Source organism: Mesorhizobium sp. B2-5-13, assembly GCF_006440535.1.
GTDB classification, from domain to species: domain Bacteria; phylum Pseudomonadota; class Alphaproteobacteria; order Rhizobiales; family Rhizobiaceae; genus Mesorhizobium; species Mesorhizobium salmacidum.
In genome coordinates this window covers 1-16,055 of sequence record NZ_VFUI01000006.1, presented here as the reverse complement: position 1 = coordinate 16,055, position 16,055 = coordinate 1, and the positions used below count along the sequence as shown (strand labels likewise).

Annotated in this window: 15 protein-coding genes and 1 tRNA gene; 8 read left to right on the top strand and 8 right to left on the bottom strand. The window is 63.2% G+C overall.

Features of this window, described 5'->3' with window-relative positions; translation table 11 throughout:
- Positions 1-10: 10 nt before the first annotated feature.
- Positions 11-874, bottom strand: coding sequence for an MBL fold metallo-hydrolase (locus tag FJ434_RS12195; RefSeq protein WP_140502573.1), 864 nt, complete (start codon positions 872-874; stop codon positions 11-13).
- Between the two features lie 125 nt (positions 875-999).
- Between FJ434_RS12195 and mce the strand changes: the two genes are divergently transcribed.
- The 6 genes from mce (at position 1,000) to FJ434_RS12165 (ending at position 7,318) form a co-directional block, all read left to right on the top strand.
- Positions 1,000-1,404, top strand: coding sequence for a methylmalonyl-CoA epimerase (mce, locus tag FJ434_RS12190; RefSeq protein ID WP_140502575.1), 405 nt, complete (start codon positions 1,000-1,002; stop codon positions 1,402-1,404).
- Positions 1,401-1,685, top strand: a complete 285-nt coding sequence (locus tag FJ434_RS12185; protein WP_140502576.1) for a DUF1467 family protein — start codon at positions 1,401-1,403, stop codon at positions 1,683-1,685. Before mce ends, FJ434_RS12185 begins: the two co-directional genes overlap by 4 nt.
- A 664-nt stretch (positions 1,686-2,349) precedes the next feature.
- Positions 2,350-3,678, top strand: coding sequence for a proline--tRNA ligase (gene proS / locus FJ434_RS12180; protein ID WP_140747227.1), 1,329 nt, complete (start codon positions 2,350-2,352; stop codon positions 3,676-3,678).
- A complete protein-coding gene (locus FJ434_RS12175) occupies positions 3,675-4,961 on the top strand; it encodes a lipoprotein-releasing ABC transporter permease subunit (RefSeq protein ID WP_027145278.1) in 1,287 nt (428 codons plus the stop codon). The genes proS and FJ434_RS12175 overlap by 4 nt, the downstream gene beginning before the upstream one ends.
- A complete protein-coding gene (locus FJ434_RS12170) occupies positions 4,961-5,641 on the top strand; it encodes an ABC transporter ATP-binding protein (protein ID WP_027145277.1) in 681 nt (226 codons plus the stop codon). The genes FJ434_RS12175 and FJ434_RS12170 overlap by 1 nt, the downstream gene beginning before the upstream one ends.
- A 426-nt stretch (positions 5,642-6,067) precedes the next feature.
- Positions 6,068-7,318, top strand: a complete 1,251-nt coding sequence (locus tag FJ434_RS12165; RefSeq protein WP_140747225.1) for a site-2 protease family protein — start codon at positions 6,068-6,070, stop codon at positions 7,316-7,318.
- Positions 7,319-7,325: 7 nt separating this feature from the next.
- Here the strand turns inward: FJ434_RS12165 and lipB are convergent, their stop codons facing one another.
- From lipB to FJ434_RS12130, 7 genes are all read right to left on the bottom strand, one after another.
- Positions 7,326-8,069 (bottom strand): lipoyl(octanoyl) transferase LipB, encoded by a 744-nt coding sequence (gene lipB, locus FJ434_RS12160; RefSeq protein ID WP_140747223.1) that lies wholly within the window; start codon positions 8,067-8,069, stop codon positions 7,326-7,328.
- A 140-nt stretch (positions 8,070-8,209) separates the two neighbouring features.
- Positions 8,210-8,294 (bottom strand) — tRNA-Leu (locus tag FJ434_RS12155).
- A 188-nt stretch (positions 8,295-8,482) separates the two neighbouring features.
- Positions 8,483-9,382: a succinate--CoA ligase subunit alpha gene (gene sucD, locus FJ434_RS12150; protein WP_140747221.1), complete on the bottom strand. Its 900-nt coding sequence runs from the start codon at positions 9,380-9,382 to the stop codon at positions 8,483-8,485.
- Positions 9,383-9,396: 14 nt separating this feature from the next.
- The gene (locus tag FJ434_RS12145) at positions 9,397-10,581 is read right to left on the bottom strand and encodes a malate--CoA ligase subunit beta (RefSeq protein WP_140747219.1); all 1,185 of its coding nucleotides are present in this window, start codon (positions 10,579-10,581) and stop codon (positions 9,397-9,399) included.
- 51 nt (positions 10,582-10,632) lie between these two features.
- Positions 10,633-11,583, bottom strand: a complete 951-nt coding sequence (locus FJ434_RS12140) for a CoA ester lyase (protein WP_140502585.1) — start codon at positions 11,581-11,583, stop codon at positions 10,633-10,635.
- An 11-nt stretch (positions 11,584-11,594) separates the two neighbouring features.
- Positions 11,595-12,785 carry an aminotransferase class V-fold PLP-dependent enzyme gene (locus tag FJ434_RS12135; RefSeq protein WP_140502586.1) on the bottom strand — a complete coding sequence of 397 codons (1,191 nt, stop codon included), beginning with the start codon at positions 12,783-12,785 and terminating at the stop codon, positions 11,595-11,597.
- Positions 12,786-12,908: 123 nt separating this feature from the next.
- Complete coding sequence (locus FJ434_RS12130) at positions 12,909-13,577, bottom strand: response regulator transcription factor (protein WP_140502587.1); 669 nt, start codon at positions 13,575-13,577, stop codon at positions 12,909-12,911.
- Between the two features lie 376 nt (positions 13,578-13,953).
- On the opposite strand from FJ434_RS12130, the gene mgtE reads away from it, so the two are divergent.
- Positions 13,954-15,372, top strand: coding sequence for a magnesium transporter (gene mgtE / locus FJ434_RS12125; protein WP_140747217.1), 1,419 nt, complete (start codon positions 13,954-13,956; stop codon positions 15,370-15,372).
- Between the two features lie 138 nt (positions 15,373-15,510).
- Complete coding sequence (locus tag FJ434_RS12120) at positions 15,511-15,897, top strand: MerR family DNA-binding transcriptional regulator (protein WP_006203215.1); 387 nt, start codon at positions 15,511-15,513, stop codon at positions 15,895-15,897.
- Positions 15,898-16,055: the final 158 nt, after the last annotated feature.

The window sequence follows — 16,055 nt, the reverse complement described above, 5'->3', positions numbered from 1 at the left end:
GCAGGTCTGGTCAGACGTTCAACTGATAGCTGACCGGAATCCAGCGAAAGGACCCGCCTATCTGCCCGACATAGCCCAGGCCCGGAAACGGCATGTGATGACCTGCGACGAGCAGGCGCCGTTCCGAAGCCATCCTCAGCAGCCGCTTGCGGGTCTCGATTGCCCTTTCCTTGTCGTCGTCGAAATCGGCATGCCACTCCGGATGCTGGATGGACACGACATAGTGCAGGAAAGCGTCCGACCAGATTAGCAATTGCTGCCCGCCGCTTTCGACAAGGAAGGCCAAAAGCCCGGGAGAGTGACCGGCTGCATCGATGGCAGTGATGCCCGGCACCACTTCGTCTCCAGGCGCTATGAATGTCGCGCGATCGGCCAGTCCGGTGCAAATCCGCCTGAAGAGATCACGGTTGGCCAACCTGGCCGCGCGCACAGCATTTCCTTCGGTCCAGAAGGCGAATTCCGCCGCGCCGAATACATAGCGCGCCCGGCTGAAAACCGGTTCGCCGTTCCGGACAAGCCCGCCAATGTGGTCCGGATGCCCGTGCGTGATGACCACGACATCGATGTCATCGGGGCCGAGCCCAAGGGCTTGCAGACAGCCCAGGAGTGAACTGTCTTCATCTCCGCAGCCAGTGTCGAACAGGATCTTTTCGGAACCGGTGTCGACCAGCGTCGGGACGAAGCAATGTTCGTAGCGATCCGGGTCGATGAAATTCGAGACCGCGAGTTCGTGCACGGCCGCCGGCGGCTGTCCGGCCGCGAAGGCCGATGCAAGCTTGTCTCTGATATCAACGGCGTCGAGCAAAGCGGCAACTTTGAACGACCCGAGATCGAAAGTGAACACGCGGGCGCGGGCAGGGCTGATTCCGGACATTGCCGTTTGTACTTCGCTGATGTCGTTTGCAACAGGTGCGACAGTGCGCTCCTCGTGAAAGGCTGTCGGTCTCGGTTGATTTGACGTATGACGCCAACCTTGGACCTGGGAGAAAAAAGCTCGCCATGCTCGGACGACTGAACCATGTCGCGCTTGCGGTGCCGGATTTGACTGCCGCCATTGCCGCTTACCGCAACACACTCGGCGCCGAAGTGACCGAGCCGCAGGCTTTGCCGGAGCATGGCGTCGCCGTGGTGTTCGTCAATGTCGGCAACACCAAGATCGAATTGCTGGAGCCGCTCGGCGAGAACTCGCCGATCGCGGCATTCCTGGCGAAGAACCCATCGGGCGGCATGCATCATCTCTGCTACGAGGTCGACGATATCCTGGCCGCGCGCGACCAGCTCAAGGCTGCCGGCGCCCGCGTGCTTGGCGACGGCAATCCCAAGTCAGGTGCGCATGGCAAGCCGGTGTTATTCCTGCATCCGAAGGATTTCTTCGGTACGCTGATCGAACTGGAGCAATCATGAGCTGGGTCTCGTTCACCGCCCTGTTTTTCGCGACTTGGTGGGTGGTGCTGTTTGCCGTTCTGCCGTTCAGCGTCAAGACGCAGGATGACGATCATGACGTGACGCTGGGCACGGTTGCGAGCGCGCCGCGCGGGCCGCATATGTTGCGTGCCGTGATCCGCACCACCATCGCGACGGCGATCCTGATGGGCATTTTCTACGGTTTGACGCACGGGCTGGGATATAGCCTCAACGACATCCCGCACATCGTGCCGGATTTCGGCCAGACCCCAGCGAAATAGAGCGCCCGGTAAAACTGCTCCCCAAAGGTGCTCCAACGAGATCGGAGCGCTGCGGATGATATTGAGATGCCGCCCCGTCTGCCGGCCACGGGCTGCTGACACAAGGTCATGTAGCCTGGTAATTCGCGGCGCTAACCAGATGATTGCACAAAAAAAATGCAAGGCACAAGGCCTTGCAATTAAACGCGTCCGATCTGTTTCCGGTGTCCGGCGGCAGCGAATAACCGCGCCTAGATCGCATCCTCCCAAGACTTTGACCGCGTAGGAAGGCAGATTTGTTTCTGCCCTCTCGGTTATCGGGGCACATTAGCCTAACGGAAATGAAAATGTCACGAAGAATTTTGCCTTGAAACGGGCATTCTCGTGCTGCACTGCACAATAGTGCGGCAGGCTTTGCTTTTGAAACGGATAGCCAGGGTTGATAGAGCCTTTGCGGCATGTTCGCGATTGACGCGCGCAAAGAATTGGTGGGCAAATCCGAAGAGGATCGGTGCGTTCCATTGTCGGCGCGGACTGATCCGAAGCGCGGGATTCCGGGACGGAAGGGGCTGATGTGGTGGGATGGCCGGGTTTCCATTCGGTCATGAAATCGCTATGAAGCCGGGGCAAGCAAGCCTGCGCCCCGCCGATTCTGGCGTGGCCATTCTCATTCACGGACCAGTCCATGCGTTTGTCGCGCTATTTCCTGCCTATCCTTAAAGAAAATCCGCGCGAGGCCGAAATCGTCTCGCATCGGCTGATGCTGCGCGCCGGCATGATCCGACAGCAGGGGCAGGGCAGTTTTTCCTGGCTGCCGCTGGGCAAGCGGGTGCTGGACAAGGTCTGCAAGATCATCCGCGAGGAGCAAAACCGCGCCGGCGCGCTGGAGATCCTGATGCCGACCATCCAGTCGGCCGATCTGTGGCGCGAGAGCGGCCGTTACAACGACTACGGCAAGGAGATGCTGCGCATCAAGGACCGTCAGGACCGCGACATGCTCTATGGACCGACCAACGAGGAAATGGTCACCGAGATTTTTCGCGCCTACGTCAAGTCCTACAAGGACCTGCCGCTCAACCTCTACCACATCCAGTGGAAGTTCCGTGACGAGGTGCGGCCGCGCTTCGGCGTGATGCGTTCGCGCGAATTCCTGATGAAGGACGCCTATTCCTTCGATCTCGACTTCGAGGGCGCGCGGGCCGCCTATAACAGGATGTTCGTGTCCTATCTCCGGACCTTCACCCGCATGGGCCTGCAGGCAATCCCGATGCGGGCCGACACCGGACCGATCGGCGGCGATCTCAGCCATGAGTTCATCATCCTGGCCGATACAGGCGAGAGCCAGGTTTTCTGTCATCGCAATTATCTGTCGCTTGCCGTGCCTGGCGCGAACACCGACTTCGCCAATGACGGCGAGATATCGGACATCGTCAAGACGTGGACGACGCCTTACGCCGCCACCGACGAGATGCATGACGAGGCGGCCTGGGAGAAGGTCCCGACAAGTGACCGGGTCTCGGCGCGCGGCATCGAGGTCGGCCATATCTTCCACTTCGGCGAGAAATACTCCAAGCCGATGGGCGCCAAGGTGACCGGCCCCGACGGCAAGGATCATTTCGCCTCCGGCGGCTCCTACGGCATCGGCCCGTCGCGGCTGGTCGCGGCGATCATCGAGGCTAGCCACGACGAGAACGGCATTATCTGGCCGGAAGCGGTGGCGCCGTTCGATATCGGCCTGATCAACATGAAGGCGGGCGACGCCGACTGCGACCGCGTCTGCGACGAGCTCAACGCTGCCTTCACGGCCGCCGGCAAGGACCTGCTCTACGACGATACGGACCAGCGGCCGGGCGGCAAATTCGCCACCGCGGACCTGATCGGCCTGCCCTGGCAAGTGATTGTCGGGCCGCGCGGCGTGGCCGCCGGCGAGGTCGAGATCAAGAATCGCAAGAGCGGCGAGCGCGTGACGCTGCCGATCGCCGACGCGGCAAAACGCTTCGGTGCCGCCGCATGAGCGAGGCGGCGGCAGCGAGATCGGCGGGCGCCGGCCCGTTCTCAATCTTCGAACGCACGGTTGCGTGGCGCTATTTGCGCTCGCGGCGCAAGGAGACGGTGATCTCGGTGATCGCCTCGATCTCCTTTCTCGGCATCATGCTGGGCGTCGCCACGCTGATCGTGGTCATGGCCGTGATGAACGGGTTCCGCGCCGAGCTTTTGACGCGCATACTCGGCGTCAACGGCCATCTGATCGTGCAGCCGCTCGATTCGCCACTCGAGGACTATGCCCAGGTCGCCAGCCGCATCAACGGCGTGTCCGGCGTCAAATACGCTATTCCGCTGATCGATGGCCAGGTGCTGGCGCAAGGCAATGTCGGCGGCGGCACCGGCGCGCTGGTGCGCGGTATCAGGGGCGAAGACCTCGGCAAGATCGCCATCGTGGCCAGCAACATCAAGCAAGGCACGCTCGCGGATTTCGATACCGGCGAGGGCGTCGCCATCGGCAAGCGCATGGCCGAGAATCTCGGCTTGGCGCTCGGCGATACCATCACCTTGATCTCGCCGGACGGGGATGTGACGCCGCTCGGCACCACACCGCGCATGAAGGGCTACAAGATCGCCGCGATCTTCGAAGTCGGCATGTCGGAGTATGACAGCTCCATCGTCTACATGCCGTTCTCCGAAGCGCAGCTCTATTTCAACATGGATGGCCGGGCGCAGACGATCGAGATCTATGTCGACAATCCCGATGATGTCGATGCGCTGAAACCGAAGGTGGAAGAGGCGGCGCAACGCCCCATCGACCTCGTCGACTGGCGCCAGCGCAACGAGACCTTCTTTTCCGCCCTTCAGGTCGAGCGCAACGTGATGTTCATGATCCTGACGCTGATCGTGCTGGTGGCGGCGCTCAACATCATTTCCGGACTGATCATGCTAGTGAAGGACAAGGGGCATGACATCGCCATCCTGCGCACCATGGGCGCCTCGCGCAGCGCCATCCTGCGCATCTTCCTGATGACGGGAGCGGCGATCGGCGTGACGGGCACGCTCGCCGGCGTGCTGCTCGGCGTCCTGATCTGCACCAACATCGAATCGATCCGCCAGTTCTTCTCCTGGATGACCGGCAAGGTGCTGTTCAATCCGGAGCTGTATTTCCTCAGCCAGTTGCCGGCCAAGATGGATCCGCGCGAGACGACCTACGTCATCATCATGGCGCTGGCGTTGTCCTTCCTGGCAACGGTGTTTCCAGCCTGGCGGGCGGCCCGCCTCGATCCGGTCGAAGCGTTGAGGTATGAGTAGTGGCCGAGGTCATTATCGAGCTGAAGAGCGTCGAGCGGCACTATGTCCAGGGGCCGCGCAAGCTCACCATCCTGAACGGCGCCGACTTCTCGCTGCGGCGCGGCGAAATGGTGGCGTTGGTGGCGCCGTCGGGCACCGGCAAGTCGACGCTGCTGCATACGGCGGGCCTGCTGGAGCGTCCAGACGCCGGAGACGTGATCTTGTCCGGCCGCGCCTGCGGCCGGTTGTCCGACGACGAGCGCACCTCGATCCGCCGCAACGATGTCGGCTTCGTCTATCAGTTCCATCATTTGCTGCCGGAGTTTTCGGCGCTGGAAAACATCATGATGCCGCAGCTCATCAAGGGGCTGCCGCGCAAGGAAGCGGGCGAGCGCGCCGCGCAACTGCTCGACTACATGCAGATCGGCAAGCGGGCGTCGCACCGGCCATCCGAGCTGTCCGGCGGCGAGCAGCAGCGTGTCGCCATTGCGCGAGCTGTCGCCAATGCGCCGCTGGTGCTGCTCGCCGACGAGCCGACCGGCAACCTCGACCCGGTCACAGCCTCCTATGTGTTCGAGGCGCTGGAGGCGCTGGTGCGGCAATCGGGTCTCGCCGCGCTGATCGCCACCCACAATCACGAACTGGCATCGCGCATGGACCGGCGCGTCACGCTCTCCGACGGCAAGGTGGTGCCGCTTTAGTCTGTGCGTCAGGTGTTGCCGGCCTGACCTGAAACTCAACACCTGCGTGTTTCGCGAGTGCCCGACGCCCGCCATTTCCCCTGCCTGTTGATAGGCGGCGGGCTGTCAACCTTTTCTTAACTCTGCCGATCTGATCGCCCGGAGATTTTGGATGCGGTCGGATTCTGTTCGTTGACAATGGAACAAAATTAGAACAAATTAGAAACATATCCACAACAGGAGAGAGTTATGACCGATTTGGTTCAGGATGTCATCTCACTGGTTTGCATGAGTGCGTTTCTTGTTTCCATGGCGATCTGGATCGGAGCCATGTGAGTTGGCGGCATCCGCCATCGCTATTTCCCGATTGCCGTAAGCCGCTCCGCCGTTAAGCTTTTCTTGCCGCCGCGACGTTAGGGTGCGCCTCCAGGCAGGAGCAACGTCCAGGTGTCGCCCATCGTCACGGCCATTCTCGTGGCCAGCAATTTCGGGCTGATCTTTCTCTTGATGACCGTGCCGCTCGGTTTGCGCACGGTCCGGTCGAGCCGCGTCATGGCAATGGACCGGCAGCGCCTGTGGCAAGCGCTGTGGCCACTTGGCAGCGATGCCGGCTGGTCCGGCGAGATCCTGTCGGCGCAACCGCTGGACGAAGGGGGCGTGGCCCGCATCATGCTGTCGTGGGAAGGCCGCGACGGCAAGCCGATCGAGCGCAGGGCGCGGTTTGAAGACGTCGTCGAGGGCAGCCGCTTCTCGATGCGGGTGATCGAGGACACCGCGCTCGATGGCTCGTTCTGGAAGGATTATGGCGAGACCGCCGAACTGGTTTCGCAGGGCAGCGGCACACGCGTGACGCTCAGCCGCACAGACCGGTATCGCGGCGTCGCTTTCCTGGTGTTCCGTTACTTCGCCATGCGCCGCGAGCTCTCCAAGCTGCAGTGTTGGGCAAGGACCGGGCAGTACCGCAAGGGCGGCTGGTTCGAGCATCCGCTGAGCCAGGTCGGCTTTGCCGTGCTGTCGGCGTTGATGCTGTGGCCGTTCTTCGGCCTTCACCTCGGCGGGCTGGCGCTGGCCGCGATCCTGACGTCGGTGGTGGCACTGCACGAACTCGGCCACATGGCGGCGTTTCGGCTGACGGGCCATCGCAGGGCGCGGATGATCTTCATCCCGCTGCTTGGCGGCATCGCCATTGGCGGCAGGCCCTACAACAGCCGTTTCGAAGTGGCCTTCGTGGCGTTGATGGGGGCGGGGTTCTCAGCCTTCCTGGTGCCGATCGTCATTGCCGCGAGCGTGCTTGCCGGCGGCGAGGGCCACAAGGCCGCGGCCGCGCTGCTGGCCGCGCTTGCGGGCTGCGTGGCCCTGTTCAACATCGCCAATCTGGTGCCGGTGTGGAAATTCGACGGCGGCCAGGTGCTGCGCCAGATCTGCCCGGGGCCAATCGTCCTGGCGCTGGCGTCCTTCTCGCTGCTTTCGGCCTTTCTGGCGCTCGGCTGGCGGGCTGGTTTTTCGTCGGGCTTCCTGCTGGCGGCCGGTGCGGTGTTTTCGATCCTCAGCCTGCTCACCGTCGGCAGCGGCGTGAAGCCACGTCACGAACTGGAGCCGATCGGCACCGTCGACCGTCTCGTCATCGCAGGGGCCTTGCTGGCGGTGTTCGCCATCCATGGCTGCGGCGTGTTGTGGGCGTCGGCCCAACTGATCTGACGCGCGGTCAGCCGGTCTTGCGGGCCACTTCGGCGGGCAAGGCCACGGTTGCACCGAACACATCCTTGAACGCGGATTTCAGCGCGAGATCGAGATCGGCCATCGTCACGGGAAGGCCAAGGTCGACGAGGCTGGTGACGCCATGGTCCTGCACGCCGCAGGGCACGATGCCGCCGAAATGGGAAAGGTCCGGCTCGACATTGATGGCTATGCCGTGAAAACTGACCCAGCGCCGCAGCCTGATGCCGATTGCCGCGATCTTGTCCTCGCCCAGTGAGCCGTCCGGCAAGGCGGGGCGATCGGGCCGCACCACCCAGACACCGACCCGGTCCTCGCGGCGCTCGCCGCGCACGTTGAAGGCGGCGAGCGTACCGATGATCCACTGTTCGAGTGCGGCGACGAAGGCGCGCACGTCCTCGCGCCGGCGCTTCAGGTCGAGCATGACATAGGCAACCCGCTGGCCGGGCCCGTGATAGGTGTATTCGCCGCCGCGACCGGCCGCGAAGACCGGAAAGCGGTCAGGCTCGATCAGGTCCTCGATGCGGGCGCTGGTGCCGGCGGTGTAGAGAGGCGGATGCTCGACCAGCCAGACCATCTCGCCGGCGGCTCCGCTGCGGATCGCCTCGGCGCGCGCCTCCATGAAGGCCAGCGCATCGGGATAGGCGGTAAGGCCAGGTTCGACCAGCCATTCTACCGGCGCCGAACCGGGCAACGGGAGGAACGACGTGGCGATCTGGCTGCGTTCTGTCATGGCGTCTCTCTTGTCGCCTTCCATATGGCGATATCAAGCAGAAACGTCCAGTTCGCCGTGCGCTTAGGCGCCGCATCGACGCGCCGGCAAGACAATGAGTGCTTGCTGGTTCAATCCGCAGCTGTGTCGTCAGGATGATTTGGTGCGGTCGAGAAGACTCGAACTTCCACGGGTTGCCCCACAGCGACCTCAACGCTGCGCGTCTACCAATTCCGCCACGACCGCACGTGGTAGAGCCGGAACCGACCGGCTCGCGGCGTGTAGCAAATCGTTTCCAGCGAAACAAGTGCGCCACGAGTATTTAATCGCTGGGAATGGCTATAACGGATCAATCGCTTTGCGCACCCCGAAACGAAGGCGGCGGCGCGTCTTGGAGGCTGCGTCGCCGCGTCGGCTTTCGCCTGATCCCGCGGCTACGCGGCCTGTTTCCTCCGAGCCAGCGTATCGGCCACCACCTCGCCGAAGGATGACGGGGTCGGCACGATGATCACCCCGGCCTCTTTCAGGATCTCGACCTTCTCCTGCGCCGACTCGCCGAAGGCCGAGATGATGGCGCCGGCATGGCCCATGCGGCGGCCTTTCGGGGCCGAAAGCCCGGCGATGTAGGCGATCAGAGGCTTGCGCATATTGTCACGCGCCCAGATCGCGGCTTCCGCTTCCTGCGGTCCGCCGATCTCGCCGATCATCACCACTGCGTCGGTTTCGTCATCCTGCTCGAACAGCTTCAGAACGTCCTTAAAGGAGGAGCCGTTGATCGGATCGCCGCCGATGCCGACGCTGGTCGATACACCGATGCCGAGCGCCTTCATCTGCGAGGCGGCCTCGTAGCCCAGCGTGCCCGAGCGGCCGACGATGCCGACGCGGCCAGGAAGGTAGATCGAGCCGGGCATGATGCCCATCAGCGCCTGTCCGGGCGTGATGATGCCGGCGCAATTCGGCCCGACCAGCCGCATGCGGTCCTCGAAGCGGTAGCGGCGCATGTAGCGCTTGACCTGCATCATGTCCTGCGAGGGGATGCCGTCGGTGATGCAGACGCAGAGCTTTATCCCCGCATCCGCGGCCTCCATGATCGAATCGGCGGCGAAGGGCGGCGGCACGAAGACGATGCTCGCCTCGGCGCGGGTTTCGCGCACCGCGCCCTTGACGGTGTTGAAGATCGGCAGGCCAAGATGCGTCTGGCCGCCCTTGCCGGGGGTGACGCCGCCGACGAGCTTGGTGCCGTAGCGCTTCATGTCCTCGGCATGGAAACTGCCGATCTTGCCGGTGAAACCTTGCACGATGACGCGCGTGCTGCGGTTGAGCAGGATTGCCATTTTTCTGTCCTCCCTCAGGCTGCTTTTTTCTTGGTGGCCGCGCGCCACGCGGCGACGGCTTTTTCGGCGGCTTCGGCGAGCGTGTCGGCGACGATCACCGCCTCGCCGGAATCGGCCAGGATCTTGCGCCCTTCCTCGGCCCTGGTGCCGGAAAGCCGCACCACCAGCGGCACGTTGACGCCGACCTCGCGGATCGCCTTGATGATGCCTTCGGCAACCCAGTCGCAACGGTTGATGCCGGCGAAGATGTTGACCAGGATGGTCTCGACGTTCTTGTCGCCGAGCACCGCGCGGAAGGATTTCGCCACCCGCTCGGGCGAAGCGCCGCCGCCGATGTCGAGGAAGTTCGCCGGCTCGCCGCCGGCGATCTTGATCATGTCCATGGTCGCCATGGCGAGCCCGGCGCCGTTGATGATGCAGCCGATATTGCCGTCGAGGCCGACATAGGAGAGGCCACGGTCGCTGGCGAAGGTTTCGCGCGGGTCTTCCTGGCTCTTGTCGCGCAATTCGGAGATTTCGGGCCGCCGGAACAGCGCGTTCTCGTCGAACGACATCTTGGCGTCGAGGGCGACCAGGCTGCCGTCGCGGGTCACCACCAACGGATTGATCTCCAGCATCGAGGCGTCGTAGTCGCGGAACACCTGGTAACAGCTGAAGATGGTCTCGGTCGCCTTGCCGATCAGGCTGTCCTCCAGCCCGAGCCCGAAGGCGATCTCGCGCGCCTGGAAGCGCTGCATGCCGACGCCCGGATCGACGGTGGCACGGATGATGGAATCCGGCGCTCTTTCGGCAATCTCCTCGATCTCAATGCCGCCGGCGGCCGAGGCGACGATCATGACGCGCTCTTCCTTGCGGTCGAGCACGAAGCCGAGATAGAGCTCCTGCGCGATGTCGACGGCTTCCTCCAGATAGAGGCGCGAGATCAGCTTGCCGCGCGGGCCGGTCTGGTGGGTCACCAGCTTGCGCCCGAGCATGGCCTCGGCGGCGCTGGAGATCTCCTCGTCATTGGCGCAAAGCTTGATGCCACCGGCCTTGCCACGGGCACCGGAATGAACCTGCGCCTTCAGCACCCATTTGCCGCCGCCGATCTCGCGCGCCCGGTAGGTCGCCTGTTCGGGACTGTAAGCCAGGCCACCGCGCGGCACATGCACTCCATGCCGGGCGAGCAGTTCCTTGGCCTGATATTCGTGGATGTCCATTTTTTCTCCTCCCCAAATCGTCGAAGTGCCGCGACGCGCGGTTCTCGTTGGCTAGTTAAGCTGGCCGGCGCGTTCGATGGCGTCATTAACCACCAGCACGTTGCGCGCCATGCGTTCCGATGCGGCGTCGATCATCTTGCCGTCGAGCGCGGCAGCACCCTTGCCCTGCGCCTCGGCTTCCTTCAGCACTTCGAGGATGCGGCGGGCGCGCGTGACTTCCTTCTCCGGCGGCGAGAACATCTCGTTGGCCAAGGCAATCTGCGAGGGATGGATCGCCCATTTGCCTTCGATACCGAGTGCGGCCGCGCGCCTGGCGGCCGCCTTGTAGCCTTCCGGATCGGAGAAATCGCCGAACGGCCCGTCGATGGCGCGCAACCCATAGGCGCGGCAGGCGACGGTCATGCGCGACAGCGCGAAATGCCACTGGTCGCCGGGATAGTCGGGGTTGAGGCCGCCGATATTGACGGTGCGTGCCTTGTTGCTGGCGGCATAGTCGGCAACACCGAAATGCATGGCTTCCAGCCGGCCTGGCGTCGCGGCAATCGCCTCGACATTGGCCATGCCGAGCGCGGTCTCGATCAGCGCTTCCAGGCCGACACGGGTCTTGAATCCCTTGGCCATCTCGATCTGGTTGACCATGGCCTCGACCATATAGAGGTCGGCCGGCACGCCGACCTTCGGCACCAGGATGGTGTCCAGCCGGTCGCCGGCCTGTTCCATCACGTCGACGACGTCCCGGTACATGTAATGGGTGTCGAGGCCGTTGATGCGCACCGATACGGTCTTGCCCCTGGCGCGCCAGTCGATGTCGTTCAGGGCCTGGATGATGTTCTTGCGGGCGCGTTCCTTGTCGGGCGGGGCGACAGCGTCCTCGATGTCGAGGAAGACGAAGTCGGCGGCGCTGTTGGCCGCCTTGTCGATCATCTCCGGGCTGGAGCCGGGAACCGCCAGCTCGCTGCGCTGGAGCCTGAGTTTCTTGAGGTGGTTGATGGTGTGGCTCATCTTCTGTCCCCTCAGGCCGCTTCGGCGACCGGCATTGCCGCCGAGGCGCGGAAATGCTGGATGGCGGCACCGACGCCGGAGCCCGGCGCCAGCCGCACGCCGCAATCGAGCAGCGCCATTTCAGCTGACGACAGCGAGGCCAGCACCATCACCTCGTTGAGCCAGCCGAGATGGCCAATGCGGAAAACCTTGCCGAACACCTTGTTGAGGCCGCCGCCGAGCGACGTCTGGTAGGCCTGGTAGGCGCGCTTGACGACGTCGCCGCTGTCGATGCCATCAGGCACGAGGATGGCGCTGACCGTGTCCGAATGCCATTTCGGCGCCTTGGCGCAGAGCTTCAGGCCCCAGGCATCGACCGCCTTGCGCACGCCTTCGGCGAGGCGATGGTGACGGGCGAAGATGGCGTCGAGCCCTTCATCCTCGATCAGGTCGAGCGAGGCGCGCAGGCCGCGCAGGAGCTGTGTTGCCGGCGTGTAGGGAAAATAGCCGGCATCGTTGGCACGGATCATGTCCTCGAAGGAGAAGAAGCAGCGCTGGTGGGTGGCGGTTCTGGAAGCCACGAGCGCCTTCTTGCTGACCGACAGGAAGCCGAGGCCGGCCGGCAGCATGAAGCCTTTCTGCGAACCGCTGACGGCGCAGTCGACACCCCATTCTTCCTGGCGAAAGTCGATCGAGCCGATCGACGAGACGCCGTCGACGAAAAGCAGGGCAGGGTGGTTCGCATCGTCGAGCGCTGCGCGGCAGCCGGCGACGTCGCTGGTGACGCCGGTCGCCGTCTCGTTCTGGGTGCAGAAGATCGCCTTGATGCGGTGCGTCTTGTCCGCCTTCAGCCGCTCGGCATAGAGGTCAAGCGGAACGCCGGTTCCCCATTCGCAGTCGATCACGTCGACCTCGAAGCCGAGCCGCTCGGCCATGTCGACCCACAGATGGGAGAACTGACCGAAGCGAGACATCAAAACGCGGTCGCCGGGGCTGAGCACATTGGTCATCGCCGCTTCCCAGGCACCGGTGCCGGAGGACGGATAGATAAAGACGCGGCCGGTCTCGTTCTTGAAGACGCTTTTGATGTCTTCGAACAGTGGCAGGGTGAGGTCGGGGAAGGTGGCCGCGCGCATATCCTCCATCGGCAGGTTCATCGCCTGCCGCACCTGTTCGGGGATATTGGTCGGCCCGGGAATGAAAAGATGGGTGAAACCGGCCATGTGCGAACTCCTCCTGATCCAGCAAAGCGGTGGTGGGGAGTTTCGTTTCGATGGCTGATGTCAACAATACCTTGGCGGGTAAGAACTTGCCGCGTGCGGGTGGGTATGGCCTACCCGGTTGCCCTACCCGAAAGGCTGCTTCTGGCTGCGCCTCTCTCGTGAATAGAGCGCGACCGCCATGGCGCGGTTGCGGACGTCCAGCTTGTCGTAGAGATTCTTGAGATGGTACTTCACCGTATTCTCGGAGATCCCGGTCCGGGTCGCGATCTGCAAATTGGTCCAGCCATCTGACAGTACCGCCAGCAGTTCACGCTCGCGCACGGTAAGCCGGGACAGAGGCGTGTCGTTGACCTTGTTGATGTCGATATAGGGGATGCAGATGCGGCCGTGCGCGACAGCCAGGATCGTGTCGAAAATGATGGCGGGATCGTCGAACTGGAAGCAGTAGCCTTGCGCGCCGAGGCGCACACACTGTTTCAGGATGCCGATGTCATGGTCATTTGAGAAGACCGCGATGCGGATGTTGAGCTTGCGGCCCTGGACCTCGGCCAGGACGTCCGCGCCGTCCATGTCGGAGAGCTTCCAGCCGATCACGGCGACATCGAACTCCTGTACCGCTGCAAGCTCCAGGAAATGCCTGCCGCTTTGTACCGAGGCCAAAAGTTCGAAGCGCCCGTCGCAGTCCAGCATTTCGCGCAGAGCCGATATGACGAGCGGATTGCGTTCGGCCACGACCACGCGAACGCGCCGCTCTTCGATTGCCTTGTTCTCTGTCCGTGACCTGATCTTCAAGGGCTTCCGGCTTTTTGTTGCGGCCTGGCGGGGCCAGCCGATGCCTGGACCTGCATCATGACAATTCTGCTCCAATGGCGCGGGGGTGCTCTTTCCCCAGCGACATCGGCTGTCGCGCCGCAGGAAGCCGAAGCGTGGCCTGCTTTTGATGAAATCGACAGTTCGCGCGGGCACGACAACTCGGCATCGGTGAGCGGGCAAGCATGTGTTTGGCCTGAAATTCCCGTGCGTTGGAAGGACATGTTGCGAAGTTGAAGCGTTCCGGGTCGCCGTCACTTTTGTATGGGCACCGGACCGAAAACCGGTTTCCACTTTGCGGACTCATGGTCTAGACCTGATTTGCACCTTTTCCGGATTCTGATGGCGGGAGGCGCTGGTGGAAGGCCAGGACGAACGGACGACCGGCGCCAGGGCCGCCGACGAGCACCACGCTGATATCTATGGCGAGGACGGTGCCGTCCTATCGTCCTTCCTTGCCCAGATCGATGCGGCGATCGCCGATCGCGATACGCTGACCCTCAAGCGCCAAGTCGACGACCTGCATCAGTCGGAACTTGGCGACCTCATCGAGGCGCTGCACCCCGAACAGCGGCGCGCGCTGGTCGAGCTGCTGGGCGCCGACTTCGATTTTTCCGCGCTGACCGAAGTCGACGAGGCGATCCGCATGGATATCGTCGATAACCTGCCCAATGCGCAGATCGCGCAAGCCGTGCAGGCACTCGATTCCGACGATGCGGTCTACATCCTCGAAGACCTGGAGCCGGAAGACCAGGACGAGATCCTGTCGCAGCTGCCGTTCACCGAGCGGATCAGGCTGCGCCGTTCGCTCGACTACCCGGAAGAGACCGCCGGGCGGCGCATGCAGACCGAGTTCGTCGCGGTGCCGCCTTTCTGGACCATCGGCCAGACCATCGACTACATGCGCGAGGACAAGAACCTTCCCGACCGCTTCAGCCAGATCTTCGTCATCGATCCGACCTTCAAGCTGTTGGGCGCCATCGATCTCGACCAGATCCTGCGCACCAAGCGCGCGGTCAAGGTCGAGGAAGTCATGCATGAGACGCGGCACGCCATCCCGGCCACCATGGACCAGGAAGAGGCGGCGCGGGACTTCGAACAATACGACCTTTTGTCGGCCGCCGTCGTCGATGAGAACGAGCGGCTGGTCGGCGTGCTGACCATCGACGACGTCGTCGACGTCATCCAACAGGAAGCGGAGGAGGACCTGCTGCGCATGGGCGGCGTCGGCGACGAGGAGCTCTCCGACAGCATTCTGGCGACCTCGCGCTCGCGCGTTCCCTGGCTGCTCGTCAATCTGCTGACGGCATTTTTGGCGGCATCGGTGATCGGCCTGTTCGATCGCACGATCGAGCATATCGTCGCCCTCGCCGTGCTGATGCCGATCGTGGCCGGCATGGGCGGCAATGCTGGTTCGCAGACCATGACCGTCACCGTGCGGGCGCTGGCGACCAGGGATCTCGACATCTACAATGCCGGCCGCATTATCCGCCGCGAAATGGGCGTCGGCTTCATCAACGGCATCGTCTTCGCGATCCTGATCGGCATCGTCGCGGCTGTCTGGTTCCATGACCCCAATCTGGGTGGCATCATCGCGGCGGCGATGATCATCAACATGTTCGTGGCGGCCCTTGCCGGCATCCTGATCCCGTTGCTGCTCGACCGGTTCAAGGTCGATCCCGCGGTCGCTTCGGCGGTTTTCGTCACCACCGTTACCGATGTCGTTGGATTCTTTGCCTTCCTCGGCCTCGCGACCTGGTGGTTCGGCGTCCGGTAAGCGTCTTAATTGACTTTTACGTAAATGCCGTGCGAGGCTCGTGCGGGGTGCCGCGTCGATTCCGGCGGGCAAGGGTTTGGTTCGGGACAGATGGGCGACGCCGCAGGCGATCACCCGGAATTCCGGCATGGAGTGACAATGCGGGAATATTATTCGATCACCGAACTGACCCGCGAATTCGACGTGTCGACGCGGACGCTGCGTTTTTACGAAGACGAGGGACTGGTGCAGCCGGTGCGGCGCGGCCGTACGCGGCTGTTTCGCCCTTCCGACCGTCACCTCATCCGGCAAATCATGCGCGGAAAACGGCTCGGCTTCTCGATCAACGAGATCCGCGAGATCATCCAGATGTACAAGGAGCCGCCGGGCGAGGTCGGGCAGCTCAAGCTGATGATCAAGCGCATCGAGGAAAAGCGCGAGGACCTCAGGCAAAAGCGCCGGGACCTCGAGGAGACGCTGGCCGAACTCGATCAGGCCGAGGAGTCTTGCGTCGAGCGGCTGGTCGAGCTCGGGGTCAACACCTAGCCGAAATTTCGAGATGTTGGCGGGACAGCGCCCAGGACAGCGCCCCCCTCTGTCCTGCCGGACATCTCCCCCCCGTCGATCCAGGGGAATCGCATATGGCGTTTTGGGAGTTGAAATTGGTCTGAGAAGAGATTCTTTGGGAAGGCAGTCCAGCGAAG

What these genes read in the sequence shown, in the direction of transcription:
- FJ434_RS12195 (WP_140502573.1), bottom strand. Translation starts at nt 874, where the DNA reads ATGTCCGGAATCAGCCCTGCCCGCGCCCGCGTGTTCACTTTCGATCTC.
- mce (WP_140502575.1), top strand. Translation starts at nt 1,000, where the DNA reads ATGCTCGGACGACTGAACCATGTCGCGCTTGCGGTGCCGGATTTGACT.
- FJ434_RS12185 (WP_140502576.1), top strand. Translation starts at nt 1,401, where the DNA reads ATGAGCTGGGTCTCGTTCACCGCCCTGTTTTTCGCGACTTGGTGGGTG.
- proS (WP_140747227.1), top strand. Translation starts at nt 2,350, where the DNA reads ATGCGTTTGTCGCGCTATTTCCTGCCTATCCTTAAAGAAAATCCGCGC.
- FJ434_RS12175 (WP_027145278.1), top strand. Translation starts at nt 3,675, where the DNA reads ATGAGCGAGGCGGCGGCAGCGAGATCGGCGGGCGCCGGCCCGTTCTCA.
- lipB (WP_140747223.1), bottom strand. Translation starts at nt 8,069, where the DNA reads ATGACAGAACGCAGCCAGATCGCCACGTCGTTCCTCCCGTTGCCCGGT.
- sucD (WP_140747221.1), bottom strand. Translation starts at nt 9,382, where the DNA reads ATGGCAATCCTGCTCAACCGCAGCACGCGCGTCATCGTGCAAGGTTTC.
- FJ434_RS12145 (WP_140747219.1), bottom strand. Translation starts at nt 10,581, where the DNA reads ATGGACATCCACGAATATCAGGCCAAGGAACTGCTCGCCCGGCATGGA.
- FJ434_RS12140 (WP_140502585.1), bottom strand. Translation starts at nt 11,583, where the DNA reads ATGAGCCACACCATCAACCACCTCAAGAAACTCAGGCTCCAGCGCAGC.
- FJ434_RS12135 (WP_140502586.1), bottom strand. Translation starts at nt 12,785, where the DNA reads ATGGCCGGTTTCACCCATCTTTTCATTCCCGGGCCGACCAATATCCCC.
- FJ434_RS12120 (WP_006203215.1), top strand. Translation starts at nt 15,511, where the DNA reads ATGCGGGAATATTATTCGATCACCGAACTGACCCGCGAATTCGACGTG.